General features: G+C 73.2%; 14 protein-coding genes. 4 read left to right on the top strand and 10 right to left on the bottom strand.

Annotated elements, in window-relative coordinates:
• Nucleotides 1-4: 4 nt before the first annotated feature.
• Nucleotides 5-496 (top strand): hypothetical protein, encoded by a 492-nt coding sequence (locus AB0472_RS13725; RefSeq protein WP_366356238.1) that lies wholly within the window; start codon nucleotides 5-7, stop codon nucleotides 494-496.
• Between the two features lie 53 nt (nucleotides 497-549).
• Here AB0472_RS13725 and AB0472_RS13720 read toward each other — a convergent pair whose 3' ends face one another.
• On the bottom strand, nucleotides 550-765 hold the full coding sequence (locus AB0472_RS13720) for a dodecin (RefSeq protein ID WP_293996087.1): 216 nt from the start codon (nucleotides 763-765) through the stop codon (nucleotides 550-552).
• A gap of 196 nt (nucleotides 766-961) precedes the next feature.
• Here AB0472_RS13720 and AB0472_RS13715 point away from each other — a divergent pair, with 196 nt between their 5' ends.
• Complete coding sequence (locus AB0472_RS13715; RefSeq protein WP_366356236.1) at nucleotides 962-2,224, top strand: extracellular solute-binding protein; 1,263 nt, start codon at nucleotides 962-964, stop codon at nucleotides 2,222-2,224.
• Nucleotides 2,225-2,326: 102 nt separating this feature from the next.
• On the opposite strand, the gene egtD is transcribed toward AB0472_RS13715, so the two are convergent.
• From egtD to egtA, 4 genes are read right to left on the bottom strand one after another with little or no spacing between them, the layout of a single operon-like run.
• Entirely contained in the window at nucleotides 2,327-3,289 is a 963-nt protein-coding gene (gene egtD, locus AB0472_RS13710; protein ID WP_366356234.1) for an L-histidine N(alpha)-methyltransferase, read from the bottom strand.
• Complete coding sequence (gene egtC, locus AB0472_RS13705) at nucleotides 3,286-4,077, bottom strand: ergothioneine biosynthesis protein EgtC (RefSeq protein ID WP_366356232.1); 792 nt, start codon at nucleotides 4,075-4,077, stop codon at nucleotides 3,286-3,288. Before egtC ends, egtD begins: the two co-directional genes overlap by 4 nt.
• Nucleotides 4,077-5,402 carry an ergothioneine biosynthesis protein EgtB gene (egtB, locus tag AB0472_RS13700; protein ID WP_366356230.1) on the bottom strand — a complete coding sequence of 442 codons (1,326 nt, stop codon included), beginning with the start codon at nucleotides 5,400-5,402 and terminating at the stop codon, nucleotides 4,077-4,079. Before egtB ends, egtC begins: the two co-directional genes overlap by 1 nt.
• Nucleotides 5,399-6,736, bottom strand: a complete 1,338-nt coding sequence (egtA, locus tag AB0472_RS13695; protein WP_366356228.1) for an ergothioneine biosynthesis glutamate--cysteine ligase EgtA — start codon at nucleotides 6,734-6,736, stop codon at nucleotides 5,399-5,401. The genes egtB and egtA overlap by 4 nt, the downstream gene beginning before the upstream one ends.
• A 278-nt stretch (nucleotides 6,737-7,014) precedes the next feature.
• Between egtA and AB0472_RS13690 the strand changes: the two genes are divergently transcribed.
• Nucleotides 7,015-7,845 (top strand): TIGR02452 family protein, encoded by an 831-nt coding sequence (locus tag AB0472_RS13690; RefSeq protein WP_366356226.1) that lies wholly within the window; start codon nucleotides 7,015-7,017, stop codon nucleotides 7,843-7,845.
• Between the two features lie 101 nt (nucleotides 7,846-7,946).
• Here AB0472_RS13690 and AB0472_RS13685 read toward each other — a convergent pair whose 3' ends face one another.
• Complete coding sequence (locus AB0472_RS13685; protein ID WP_366356224.1) at nucleotides 7,947-8,396, bottom strand: type II toxin-antitoxin system PemK/MazF family toxin; 450 nt, start codon at nucleotides 8,394-8,396, stop codon at nucleotides 7,947-7,949.
• A gap of 19 nt (nucleotides 8,397-8,415) precedes the next feature.
• Nucleotides 8,416-9,216, bottom strand: a complete 801-nt coding sequence (locus AB0472_RS13680; protein WP_366356222.1) for an alpha/beta hydrolase — start codon at nucleotides 9,214-9,216, stop codon at nucleotides 8,416-8,418.
• A gap of 62 nt (nucleotides 9,217-9,278) precedes the next feature.
• Between AB0472_RS13680 and AB0472_RS13675 the strand changes: the two genes are divergently transcribed.
• Nucleotides 9,279-9,692, top strand: coding sequence for a MarR family winged helix-turn-helix transcriptional regulator (locus AB0472_RS13675; RefSeq protein ID WP_366356220.1), 414 nt, complete (start codon nucleotides 9,279-9,281; stop codon nucleotides 9,690-9,692).
• 60 nt (nucleotides 9,693-9,752) lie between these two features.
• On the opposite strand, the gene AB0472_RS13670 is transcribed toward AB0472_RS13675, so the two are convergent.
• The 3 genes from AB0472_RS13670 to AB0472_RS13660 form a co-directional block, all read right to left on the bottom strand.
• Nucleotides 9,753-11,243 (bottom strand): SPFH domain-containing protein, encoded by a 1,491-nt coding sequence (locus tag AB0472_RS13670; protein ID WP_366356218.1) that lies wholly within the window; start codon nucleotides 11,241-11,243, stop codon nucleotides 9,753-9,755.
• A gap of 133 nt (nucleotides 11,244-11,376) precedes the next feature.
• On the bottom strand, nucleotides 11,377-11,595 hold the full coding sequence (locus AB0472_RS13665) for a hypothetical protein (protein WP_366356216.1): 219 nt from the start codon (nucleotides 11,593-11,595) through the stop codon (nucleotides 11,377-11,379).
• A gap of 91 nt (nucleotides 11,596-11,686) precedes the next feature.
• On the bottom strand, nucleotides 11,687-13,111 hold the full coding sequence (locus AB0472_RS13660) for an amidase (protein WP_366356214.1): 1,425 nt from the start codon (nucleotides 13,109-13,111) through the stop codon (nucleotides 11,687-11,689).
• Between the last annotated feature and the right edge of the window lie 192 nt (nucleotides 13,112-13,303).

Here is a 13,303-nt window from a genome sequence, read left to right as displayed (position 1 = left end):
CGGGGTGACCGAGAGCAGCAGGCGCCCGATCGCGGTGTTCGACATCGACAACACCCTCGCCGACACCGCGCACCGGCAGCGGTTCCTGGAGCGCAGCCCCCGGGACTGGGACGGGTTCTTCGCGGCCGCGCCGCACGATCCGCCGATCGCCGAGGGGGTCGCGCTGGCCGTGGCGGCCGCCGGGGAGTGCGACATCGTCTACCTCACGGGGCGGCCCGAGCGCTGCCGCCGTGACACGCTCGACTGGCTGGCCGCCCAGGGGCTGCCGGAGGGGCGCGTGCACATGCGGCGCAACGCCGACCGCAGGCCCGCCCGGCAGACCAAGCTGGAGATCCTGCGCCGGCTCGCGGAAGGCCGTTCGGTCCGGTTTCTGGCCGATGACGACGAGCTGGTGTGCGACGCCGCCGAACGGGCCGGGTTCACCGTCGTACGGGCCCGCTGGGCCGACCGCTCGGCCGCGCTGGAGCAGGCCCAGGAGGGGGAGGGGCGGACCTGACGGTACGGCGGCAGCCCTGCTCGGCCCACTGCTTCAGCCCTCCCCGGCCTTCTTCAGCCCTCTTCGTCGATGCGGAAGCCCACCTTCAGGCCTACCTGGTAGTGCTCGATCTGCCCGTTCTCGATCTGGCCCCTGACCTGCGTGACCTCGAACCAGTCCAGGTTGCGCAGGGTCTGGTTGGCGCGTGCGACACCGTTGCGGATGGCCTGGTCGATGCCCTCGTGCGAGGTGCCGACGATCTCGGTGACCCGGTAGGTGTGGTTCGTCATCGGGAAGCTCCTCTCGTCGTCACTCCACGGTGCCGCATCCGGAAGCGGAGCGCGAGGCGTCGGTTCCGAAACGCCGACAACCCTTGACCCTCCGTATTGGTCCATACCAAAATCCCGTACACCCGTACGAGACCCAGTGCTCGTTCCCCCACGTCGGGCCTCTTCGCCTGTCCGCCAGACAGAAACAGGAACCCCCGTGAGACATCGCCGCCCGCTCGCCCTCGTCTGTGTGTCCGCCGCCCTGCTCAGCGCCTGCGGGGTGCTGCCGGGCGAAGGGGGTGGGCGCCACACGGTCACGGTCTGGCTCATGCGCAACAGCGCCTCGGCGGACTTCCTGCGCCGCTTCACCGCGGACTTCGAACGCACCCACAAGGACATCCGCCTGGACATCCGCATCCAGGACTGGACCGGCATCGTGGACAAGGTGCAGACGGCCCTGAAGAGCGACTCCGCCGACGCGCCCGACGTCATCGAGGTCGGCAACACCCAGGTCCCGCAGTACGTCGAGGACGGCCGGCTCACCGACCTCACCCTGGAGTCGATACGCGACTGGGGCAAGGACCACTGGCTGCCCGGCCTCGCCGAGCCCGGCTCGGACGACTCCCGCCAGTACGGCATCCCCTGGTACGCCGCCAACCGGGTCGTCATCTACCGCAAGGACCTGTTCGAGAAGGCCGGGATCACCGCCCTGCCGAAGACCCGCGCGCAGTGGCTGGCCGACACCGAGAAGCTCAACTCCGGTGGCAACCAGGGGATCTACCTCGCCGGGCAGGACTGGTACACCCTCTCCGGGTTCATCTGGGACGAGGGCGGCGACCTCGCCCAGGAGACGGACGCCGAGTGGAAGGGCACCCTCGACAGCCCGGCCGCGCTGCGCGGGATGGACTTCTACCGGCAACTCCAGTCCCTCGGCAAGGGCCCGGTCGACGCCGACGAGGAACACCCGCCCCAGGCCCAGGTGTTCGCCGGCGGACAGGTCGCGCAGATCGTCGCGGTGCCCGGGCTCGCCCAGTCCGTCGTGCAGGAGAATCCCGAACTGAAGGACGAGATCGGCTACTTCCCGGTGCCGGGACTCACCGCGGACCACCCCGGTGCCGTCTTCACCGGCGGCTCCGACCTCGTCGTACCGCAGAACACCGACCGGCCCTACGACGCGACCGCCGTCGTGGGCGCGCTGACCGGCGCCAAGTGGGACACCGACCTGGCGCGCACCATGGACTACGTGCCCAACAAGACCACGCTGGCGGGCGCGGTGGCGGGCGAGGAGGGGGCCGCCGCCATGGCGGCGGGCGCCGCGCGAGGGCGGGCGACCCCCCACACCCCGGACTGGCCGGCGGTGGAGGCCGACAACCCGATCAAGGGCTACATGACCAAGGTGCTCGGCGGAGCGGACCCCGAGACCGAGGCCCGCCGCGCCTCCCGCCGCATCACCGAACTACTCGCACCGGACTTCGGGTGACCGGCGCCCGGTTCCGCAGCGCCCCACAGGCGCATGGGGAACTGCGCGACCAGCCATGACGGCGTCGCAGACCACCGACGACACGGCGCGTCCGCGGAGCACTCAGCGGGCCACGCTCAGCGACAGCGCGAAGCGCTCCTGCGCGTCGGTCCACCAGTGCGTCAGCTCCAGCCCGGCGCCGGCCAGTTCCGTGGTGACCCCGGCCCGCCGGAACTTCGCCGACACCTCGGTGCGCAGCTCCTCGCCCGCCGCGAAGTCCACGGCCAGATCGAGCGCCGGCACCTTCACGGTCTGCGCCACCCGGGACCGCAGCCGCATCTCGATCCACTCGTTCTCCGCGTCCCACAGGGCGACGTGGTCGAAGGCCTCCGGGTCGAAGTCCGCGTCCAGCTCCCGGTCCACGACGGCGAGGACGTTCTTGTTGAACGCGGCCGTGACCCCGGCCGCGTCGTCGTACGCCCGGACCAGCACCCCCTCGTCCTTGACCAGGTCGGTACCGAGCAGCAGCGCGTCGCCGGGCGCGAGCCGCCTGCGCATCGCGGCCAGGAACTCCGCCCGCTCGGCGGGCAGCAGGTTGCCGATCGTGCCGCCGAGGAACACCAGGAGCCGGGGTCCCGGCGTCTCGGGCAGTTCGAGGCGGCCGGTGAAGTCGGCGATCAGGGCGTGCACGGACAGCCCCGGCCGCTCCGCGACGAGCGCCTCGCCGGCCTGGGTCAGCGCGCTCTCGCTGACGTCGACCGGGACGTACACCTCGAGGGCGCTGAGCGCGTCGATGAGCAGGCGGGTCTTCTCGGAGGAGCCCGAGCCCAGTTCCACCAGGGTGCGGGCACCGCTCGCGGCGGCGATCTCGCCGGACCGGGCGTGCAGGATCTCCCGCTCGGCCCGGGTCGGGTAGTACTCGGGCAGCTCGGTGATCTGCTCGAACAGCTCGCTGCCCCGGGCGTCGTAGAACCACTTCGGCGGCAGCGTCTTGGGCGTGGCGGTGAGGCCGGTCAGGACATCGGCGCGCAGCGCGGCGTCCGTCGCGTCCTCGGGAAGGGTGCGGGTGACACGGAAGGGACTCACGTACAGGGCTCCTTAGGTGGTACCGATGCCAGGTCCTCGACCGGGTTCTCGACGGGCGTGAGGACGACGCCCGCGCGGCTCGCGGTGAGCAGCGTGCGGTCGGGGACCTCCTGCCAGCGCGGGTCGTCGTCGTACGGCTCGGAGGCGACGACGGTGCGCAGGCCGGGTTCCGCGAGGTAGTGGAGGCTGTCGCCCCAGGCGGTGGCGGTGATGGTCTCGCCGTCGGTGAGCAGGAGGTTGAGCCGGGCCGAGGGGGCTGCCTCGGCCACCTGCTGAACCGTTTCGGCAAGGGCGCGGCCCGGCTCCGTGCCGGACCGCAGCCGGTGCAGGGCCAGCGCCCAGACGAACGCCGAGTCGGTGCGGGCCTCCAGCGACAGCAGGTCGGCCGGGGGCAGCAGCGGGACCAGGGGTGCCATGGCCCCGGGCCACCCGGGGATCGCCCCGTTGTGGCTGAACAGCCAGCGGCCCGCGGCGAACGGCGCCGCCGCGGCCTCCGCGTCCGCGCCCGCCAGGGTCGCGTCCCGGACGGCGGCCAGCAGCGCGCCGGTGCGCACGACCCGGGCCAGGTCGGCGAAGGACTGATCGGCCCAGACCGGCCCGGCGCGCCGGTAGCGGGCCGGCTGCGGATCGTCCGGGGCGTACCAGCCCACGCCGAAGCCGTCCGCGTTCACCGTCCCGTACCGCTGGCAGCGGGGTGCCCACGACTGCCGGTACAGGGAGTGCTCGGGCTCGACGAGGACCCGGCCGAGCGGCTCCTCGGGTCCCAGACAGGCCAGGTGACGGCACATCAGGAGGCCTCCGCCGACCGCGCGGTGCGGAATCCGGAGAAGATCTGCCGCCGGATCGGGTAGTCCCAGTTGCGGAACGTCCCCCGGCAGGCCACCTGGTCCACGGCGAACGAACCACCGCGCAGCACCTTGTACTCGGGCCCGAAGAACACCTCCGAGTACTCCTTGTACGGGAAGGCGGTGAAGCCGGGGTAGGGGAGGAAGTCGCTGGCCGTCCACTCCCAGACGTCGCCGATCAACTGCCTTACGCCGAGCGGCGATTCGCCCTCCGGGTAGCTGCCCGCCGGGGCCGGGCGCAGATGCCGCTGGCCCAGGTTGGCGTGGTGCGGCGCCGGGTCGGCGTCGCCCCACGGGTAGCGCCGGGACCGGCTCTCGCCGGGGTGGTGCCGGGCGGCCTTCTCCCACTCGGCCTCGGTGGGCAGCCGGCGGCCGGCCCAGCGGGCGTAGGCGTCCGCCTCGTACCAGCACACGTGCAGCACCGGCTCCTCGGGCGGCACGACCTCCGTGACCCCGAACCGGCGGCGCAGCCACTGGCCGCCCTCCCGGTGCCAGAAGTGCGGCGCGGTGATCGAGTGCTTCCGGACGTGCGCCCAGCCCTCGGGCGTCCACCAGCGCTCCTGCTCGTAACCGCCGTCCTCGATGAACGCCAGGTACCGACCGTTGGTCACCGGGGTGGTGTCGATCCAGTAGGGCGCCACCTCCCGCCGGTGCGCGGGGCGTTCGTTGTCCAGCGCCCAGGGCTCGGTGGAGGTGCCCATGGTGAACGGGCCTCCGGGGACCAGGACTTCGGACGGGCCGGTGAACGGCGGCGCCGGAGCCGGGTCCGGGGCGGTCAGGGCCTGGGGGCCCTTGCGGAGCTGATGGGTGATCAGCATCGTCTCGTCGTGCTGCTGTTCGTGCTGCGCGATCATCCCGAAGGCGAAGCCCGCCTCGGTCAGCCGGGTGCCGCTGAACGCCGCGCCCTCCAGCAGGTCCAGGGCCCGGCCGCGTACCTCGGCCGCGTACTGCCGGGCCTCGGCGGGCGGCAGCAGCGGCAGCGAGGGCCGCTCGGAGCGCGGGTGCTCGAAGGCGTCGTAGAGGCTGTCGATCTCGGGCCGCATCGCCTCCCGGCCGCCGACGTTGCGCAGCAGCCAGAGCTCCTCCTGGTTGCCGATGTGCGCGAGGTCCCAGACCAGCGGGGACATCAGCGGGGAGTGCTGGGCGGTGAGGTCGGGCCCCTCCACGCAGCTGGTCAGCAGCGTGGTGCGGTCGCGGGCCGTGGTCAGGGACTTCAGCGCCCGGTCCCGCAGGGTCTCGATATCGATGTCGACGTCGGTCTCGGTCATGCGCTGATGTCCTTCCCATGGGCGCGACCGGCCGTGCCGCGCAGTCGGTCCAGCAGGTCGTCGGCCGGGCAGCGGCCGCGCAGCACGTACCGGTCCCGGAACGCCGCCACGGCGTCCACCACCTCGGAGCTCGCGCCGATCCGTGGCAGGGCGGCGAGCGCCGCCGTGAAACAGGCGACGGCTGCCTCGTGCAGCTCCGGGTCGCGGAGCCCGGAACGGGCCGCGTCGAGCCACAGCGGGTTGTTCGGGGCGGGCCGTGACCCCGCCCGCTCGGCCAGCGGTTTCACCGTCCGGTACGCGGTCTCCGCGGCCTCCGGGTCGTCGAACAGCGCCGCCGTCACCGCCAGCGGCACGATCCACCCGTCGTCACCGGGCTGCGCGTCGATCATCCGCAACTCCAGGTGACCGCGCGGCCTGACCGGCGGGAACAGCGTGGTCAGGTGGTACGCGAGATCCGCGCCGGTGGGCGGGCCGGGCGTCCCCGACCGGGTCCAGTCCCGGAAGGTCAGCCCCTCGGGGACTTCCCAGGGGCCGCCGTCCCGCCGTACGCACATCACCGGTGCGTCGAGGACGTGCCGGGCCCAGGCGGTGCGCGGGTCGCCGTCCAGCGGGGGCGCGCCTGCGCGGCCCGCGCCGATCTCCATCCACAGCAGCTGCCGGGTGGAGACCCAGCCGGTGGGCCGGTGCCCGACCAGTGGGGAGTTCGCGAACGCGGCCACCAGCACCGGGCCCAGCTGATGGGCCAGCCACCAGCGCCGGGTGTGGCCGAGCGGGCCGGGCTCCTCGTGGCCGGCGTCCACGCAGACCTGGACGGACGCCGAGGAGCACATCATGTGGCGGCCCGCCGTGCCGGTACGGTCCAGGCAGCGCTCCATCGCGTCGTAGCGCGGCTCGCGCAGGAAACGGCGGGGAGTGTGCCAGGGATCGTGACCGACGCCCACGAGCCCGAGGTCCTGTGCTGCGAGGACCTTGCGGACGGCGTCCAGGTCGGCGGAGACGGTGCCGACGCACTCCGTGAGGGAGGCGGCGGGCGGCGAGCTGAGCTCCAGCTGGCCGCCGGGTTCGACGGTGAGCGCCGACCCCAGGGGCACCGTGCGCAGTGCGGCGTAGGCCGCGTCGAGTCGTTCGGGTGTCACCGGGAGCTGCGGTGCGCGCAGCTCGTGGACCAGCCATTCCACCTCGACCCCGAGCGTGCGGGGTGGGCCGGTCTTGAAGCAGATGCCCTTGACCAGGGCTTCCACCTCGGCTTCGGTGACAGCCGTGCGGTCGTCCGAGAAGTCGGTTCGCACCGACCCGTCGGTACAGTCGCCGCTGTCGGATATCGAGTCGGACATGTCGGGATCCTCCTGAGATTCCACCATGCCGCCGTCCCGGCCGGGGATACGCCCGGGGCGGCATCGTCCGTCCCACCCAAGACCGTCACGTCGATTCGCACAAGGGTGCCTATCGGGACGTTCTAGATCGGTAACCTCGGCTTCCTTGCGTGTTTCCGGCCGTTTCGGGCCAGGGAAACTCCGTTGCACGGCACCACCAGCATCACCCAGGATGCGTGCATGAGCACGACGGGGGAGGCCGCGCGGGCCGCGGCCATGGCGTCCACGGGGGTGGCGCCATGAGCGCGCGCCTGCGCGGCATCGCACGGCAGACCGAGGAGATCGTGGCGGCGGGCAGCTACCGCACGCCCGACGGGCGGGAAGTCCTGCTGGCCGCCGACATCGCGGCCGCCCGGGCGGGGACGCGGCTGTACGGCCCGGCACCGGTACCGGTCCCCACAGCCCCCGGCCCGGACTCGGACACCGTCTTCGAGGTCACCGGCGAGAGCAGCCTGGAGGCCGCCCGCCGCCTCGCCGACGCGCCGGTGGCCGTGCTCAACTTCGCCTCCGCCCGCAACCCGGGCGGCGGCTACCTGAACGGCGCCCAGGCGCAGGAGGAGGCCCTCTGCCGGGCCTCCGCGCTGTACGCGTGCGTGCGCGAGGCCGCCGGTTACTACGAGCACCACCGCGCGCACCGCGACCCCTTCTACACGGACCGCGTGATCCACTCCCCGGCCGTTCCGGTCTTCCGTGACGACCGGGGCGCCCTGCTCGCCGAGCCCTACCGCGCGGGCTTCCTCACGGCCGCCGCGCCCAACGCCGGCGTGATCCGGCGTACGGCCCCGGAGCGGGTCGGTGAACTACCGGGGGCCCTCGCCGCGCGTGCCGAGCGGGTCCTGGAGGTGGCCGCCGCGCACGGCTACCGGCGGCTGGTCCTGGGCGCCTGGGGCTGCGGGGTGTTCCAGAACGAGCCCGCACAGGTCGCGGACGCCTTCCGGGGGCTGCTCGGCCCCGGCGGACGGTTCGCGGGGGCCTTCGCCCACGTGGCGTTCGGGGTTCTGGACCGCACACCGGGATCGGTGGTCCGGGGTGCCTTCACGGAGGCGTTCCGGACGGTCGCGCCCCGGTAGGGGCGCGGGGCTGCAGCGGGGACGCGGCCACCGCCGCGTGGGCGCGGCCGGCCCCCACCGGCCCGCGGTGAATGACCCGCGCAACCGGCGGGGCCCCCGGGTCAGTTCCAGCCGTAGCGCTCGTGCAGCCGGTGGCGGACGAGGTTGAAGCGGCCCCGGTCGAGCGCGCAGGCCTCGCGCCGCATGCCGTCCTCGTGCAGCCGCAGCACGCGGTCCACGTCCACCCAGGAGTCGCGGCCCGTGCGGTCCCACGGCCCGCTGCCTATCGCCACCCACTCGCGGTCGTTGTCGTGCCGCTTGCTGGACAGCTGGACGGCGAGCAGGGTGCCGGCCGCCTCCCGGGCGACGACCAGGACCGGCCGGTCCTTGCCCCGCCCGTCGTTCTCCTCGAAGGGCACCCAGGTCCACACGATCTCACCGGGGTCGGGGTCGCCGTCGTGGGCGGGGGCGTACTCGGTGCGCACCGTGCCGACCTCGCGCGGGTCGGCCTCGGTGGTGGCGGTGGAGCCGTAGCGGCCGGGGATGTTCTCGTCGTCGATATACGCAGTCACGAGGGCACCTTAAGGGGCCTCAGCCGGCGAGGGCAGGCGGGGTCCCGGTGCGGCGCAGCTCCGCCTCGATCAACTCCGCCGTCACGTCGGGGCGTTCCAGGTGCGGCAGGTGACCGGCCTCGGGGACCGGCTCGAACCGGCCCTGCGGGAAGGCCTTCGCGTAGGCGGCCCCGTACCCGGGCGTGACGATCCGGTCGCTCTCGCCCCAGATCAGCAGCGCGGGTACGCGCACCCGCCCCAGCCGGGGGAGCAGCTTCGGGTCGGTCATCCTGCCGCCGTCGGTGAGCAGCCGCATGGTCTCCATGTTGGCCTGGCGGCGTGCGAGTTCGGCGGCGGGGAGGGTGGCCGGGTCGACGTAGAAGCGGTCCGGTTCGTGCCAGGAGTGCTCGGCCTGGGCGCGCGGGTCCAGCGCGAAGAAGTCCGTGACCGGCTCGCCTTCGATGTCCGCGCCGACCGCGTTGACGAGGACCAGGCCGGTGATCAGCCCGGCCGTGTCGCGTATCGCCATCTCGGCGGCCAGTCGGCCGCCCAGCGAGGAGCCGATGACCAGGACGTCGGTCGACTCCGCGTCCTGGAGCAGATGGAGATAGGCGACGGCGAGGTCGTCGACGTCGGTCAGCCAGTCGGGGCGGGGCGTGCCGTCCCAGCCGGGGTGGACCGGGGTGATGGTGTGGGCCGCCCCGGCGAGGCGGGCGGCGAGGCCGGCGACCGTGGCCGGGCCGCCGCCTCCGTGGAGCACGAGCACCGGGCGGCCGGAACCGGCCTCGGTCAGGGAGACGGGAAGGTCGGGGTACACCTGGGCGGTGCGGTTCGTCGTCATGCCGCTCAATCTAACTAAGGATGTTGATATAAACAAGCTTAGTCATCGGATACAGTGGAGCCATGCACGATGACCTGCAAGTTCTCGGAAGAGCGGTGAAACAGGCCCAGTACCGCCAGCACCGGGCGATGGACAGCGCGCTCGCCGCCGTCGGCACCACCCTGGCGCAGTGGGACGCGCTGCGCGCCATCGACCGGTCGCCCGGTGCCTCGGCGCGCGAGCTGGCCGCGGCCACCTTCCAGAGCGAGCAGGCCTTCGGCACGCTGGTGGGGCGGCTGGCCGCGCAGGGGCTGGTGGAACGGCGGCCGGGGCACGGACGGCGGATCCAGCACCACCTCACCCCCGACGGGGAGCGGACGCTCGCGGCCGGGCACGGGGTGGCCGGCGAGGTGCTCGACGGCTGCTTCGCCGCGCTGTCGGCCGCGGAGCGGGCGACGCTGCTGGAGCTGCTGCGGCGGCTCAACGCCCAGGAATGACGGGGGGGTGCCCCCGGCCGCGGCCGGAGGCACCCCTGCGCTTGGGTCGTTCCTCGGCCGTTACTCGCCGCCCTCCTCCACCTGCACCTTCTGCGGCTTCGGAGCCGTGACCCCGTTGAGGACCGGCGAAGTCGCGCCCGACGGCTGCCCGCTCTGGTTCATCGACGCGAGCAGCTGCCGGGCGAGTCCGAGCCCCGTGCCGCCCATGGTGAGCGCCTTGGCGAACAACTCGGCCATGCCGTCGGCGCCGTTGAGCAGCACCATGTTGTCGACGTTGCCGAAGGCGGAGGCACCGGCCTTGACGATCTCCGGCCAGTTCTCGGCGAGTTGCTGGGCGACGACCGCTTCCTGGTTCTCCGCGAGGGCGGCGGCACGGGCCTTGATGGCCTCCGCCTCCGCGAGCCCCTTCGCCTTGGCCGCCTCGGCCTCCGCCAGACCCCTGGCCTGTGCGGCGGCCGCCTCGGCCTCACCGGTCGCCCGGGTCGCCGCCGCGCTGGCCGTACCCCGGGACCTGGTCGCCTCGGCCTCGGCACCCGCGGCCGTCTTGACCCGGGTCGCCTCGGCGGCGGCCGCCAACTCGGTCTCCTTCGCCTTCGCCTGGGCCGCCGAGATACGCGCGTCGCGCTCGGCCTCGGCCAGCGTCCGCTTCTCGTACGCCCTGGCGTCCGCGGGCTTGCGGACGTCCGCCTGGAGCTGCTGCTCGCGCCGGTGCGCCTCCAGTTCGGCGACCCGCGTCTCCTGGACCACGACCTCCTGCCGGGCGGCCGCGTCGGCGAGCGGACCCGCTTGACGGGCCTGGGCGGCCGCCTTGTCCCGCTCGGCCTGGTAACCGGCCTGGAGGATCTCGCTGTCCCGGGTGGCCTCCGCCATCCGGGCGAACGACTGCTGCTCCGCCTCGGTGGCGAGCCGGTTCGCCTCCGCCTGCGCGATCCGCGCGTCCCGCTGCACGGCCGCCGCGTGCGGCATCGCCAGGTTCTGGATGTACCCGGTCGGATCCTCGATCTCGTGGATCTGCAGGGAGTCCACGATGAGCCCCAGCTTCTCCATCTCGGTGCCGCAGGCGGCCCGGGTCTGCCCGGTGAGCTTGTCCCGGTCGCGGATCATGTCCTCGACCGTCAACCCGCCGACGATGGACCGCAGATGACCGGCGAACACGTTGTGCACCCGCTCGGACATCATCTTCTGCTGGTCCAGGAACCGGCGGCCCGCGTTGGCGATCGACACGAAGTCGTCGCCCACCTTGAAGATGACCACACCCCGCACCTTCAGCGGAATGCCCTGCTGGGTCACGCAGTCCACCGACAACTCGGTCTCGTTGAGGTCCAGGGACAGCTTGCGCACCGCCTGCACGCCCGGCAGTACCAGCGTGCCGCGCCCCGTGACGATCCGGAACCCCATGCCCTCTTCGAGCCCCTCGGTCCGATGCTTCGAACCGGAGATGATGAGCGCCTCGTTCGGCTCGGCGACCCGCCACATCATCTTGAACACACCGATCAGCACGAGAACGGCGAGAACCGCCACCCCCGCAACGACGCCGACAACCATCGGCATACGCCCCCTTTGAATGGTGCCCTTTCGGCACCGAACGAAGGGAGTGTGCGCCCGCGCGAGCGCCGGGTGAAGACGCTGACGATTCCTTGTTGCAATCTTGACGCATGCGCCCCTCACCTGGGGCTATGACCGCTCAACTGTCGTATGCGGGCGTGACGTAGACCGTCCGCGGCGGCAGGTACTCGACCACCATCACCACCGTGCCCCGCTCGATCCGGCCGGTGCCGTCGGCGGCGTACGCGAGGAAGTGCTCGGCGCCCCCGCGGACCCGGACGATCACCTCGCCGACGAGCCCGGGCCCGATCGCTCCGCTGACCCGCCCCACGAGCCCGACCATCGACGCATCGTCCATGGTCAGAGGGTACGGGCAGGTCAGGCGGCGGGAAAGGGAGTTGTGCGGGCGGCGGGGAAGCGGCCCGCGTCCGGCCCGCCCCCGCCTGCCGCTACGCCGCCGGGGCGTCGACGGCCGTGGCGCGTGGTGGCCAGAGCTCGTGCCAGCGCCGTTCGGCCTCCACCTGGGCGGCGACGGAGACCAGCAACGGCTCGCTGTCCGCCGGCCCGAGCAACTGCGCGCCCACCGGGAGCCCGCCCCCGACGAACCCGGCGGGCACGTTCACCCCCGGCCACCCCAGTACGTTCCACGGCCAGGCGTAGGGGCAGGCGGCGATCATCGCCCGGTCGGTGGCGAACTGGCCGAGCCCCAGCAGTGCGCCGACGCGGGGCGGGGGAGCGGCCGTGGTCGGCGCGAGGACCAGGTCGTACGACGCGAAGAAGGCGCCGATCCTGCCCCGCAGGGTGGCCTCGGCACGCCGGGCGGCCCGCAGCGGGGCCCCGCCGAGCAGCCGGCCCAGGCGGGCCGCCTCCAGGGTGCGCGGGTCGAGAAGGTCCGGGTGCGGCACCTCGCGGACCCGCTCGGCGATCCCGGCCGTGGCGCGCGGGACGAAGGTGAGCCCGATCTGGCCGTAGGGCGGGTCGGCCTCCTCGACGGTGTGGCCCAACTCGGTGAGCGTTTCGGCGAGTTCTACGACACGGGTGCGCACCTCCGGCTGCAGACGGGCGGGGAGCGCGGTGAACGGCGGCTTGAGGGAGAGGGCGATGCGCAGCCGCCCGGGGTCCCGGCCGACCGCCTCGGTGAGCGTCACCCGGGCCGGCCGGTGCGGATCCTGCGGATGGTTCCCGCTCGCCGCGTCCAGCAGCAGTGCCGCGTCGGCGACCGTGCGGGCCAGGGTGCCGTTGACCGTGATGCCCTGGAAGGACTCGCCGTGCGGCCAGGTGGAGATGCGGCCGCGCTGCGGCTTGATGCCGACGAGGTGGGTCCAGGCGGCCGGGATGCGTACGGATCCGGCACCGTCCGAGCCGAGCGCGGCCGGCACCAGACCCGCCGCGACGGCTGCCGCCGACCCGCCCGAGGACCCGCCCGGAGTGTGCCCGGGCTGCCACGGGTTGCGGGTGGCACCGAAGGCACGCCCCTCGGTGAACGGCCACTGCCCGAGCTCGCACGTGTTGGTCTTGCCGACGATCACGGCCCCGGCCGCGCGCAGCCGTCGCACCGCCTCCCCGTCCTCGGCCGCCGGCGGGAACTCGCCCGGGCAGCCGAAGGCGGTCGGTTCACCGGCCACGTCCGTGTCGTCCTTCACCGCGACCGGCACCCCCAGCAGGGGCCGCCGCGCTCCGGCGGTCAACTCCCGGTCGGCGGCGTCCGCTTCGGCGAGGGCGGCGGTACGGCGCACGATCCGGAAGGCGTTGAGGGAGTCCTGGGTGGCCTCGATGCGCGCGAGACTCTCCTCGACCAGCTGACGCGAGGTCAGTTCACCCGCGGCCAGGGCGCGTACGGACTCGGCGAGCCCTGCGGAACGGTCGTACGGCATAGGGGAACCCACCTCCGGGGCGCGGTGTTTACCGGAGAGTAACGTCGATCCGGGTCCGTCGGGACAGGTTTCGCACAGGCGGCGTCCAGCCGAGCCCCAGTCCTGCCCAAAGCATTGACGTGCACCTGGCGTGACTCCTACTTTCTGCGTCGACTCCTCGAACCCAGTTCGAGATACCGGACGCAATGCCGT

The organism is Streptomyces sp. NPDC086777 (genome assembly GCF_040702065.1).
Taxonomy (GTDB): domain Bacteria; phylum Actinomycetota; class Actinomycetes; order Streptomycetales; family Streptomycetaceae; genus Streptomyces.
Note: the sequence above shows the minus strand (reverse complement) of the source record. Positions and strands in the feature narration are given on the sequence as shown.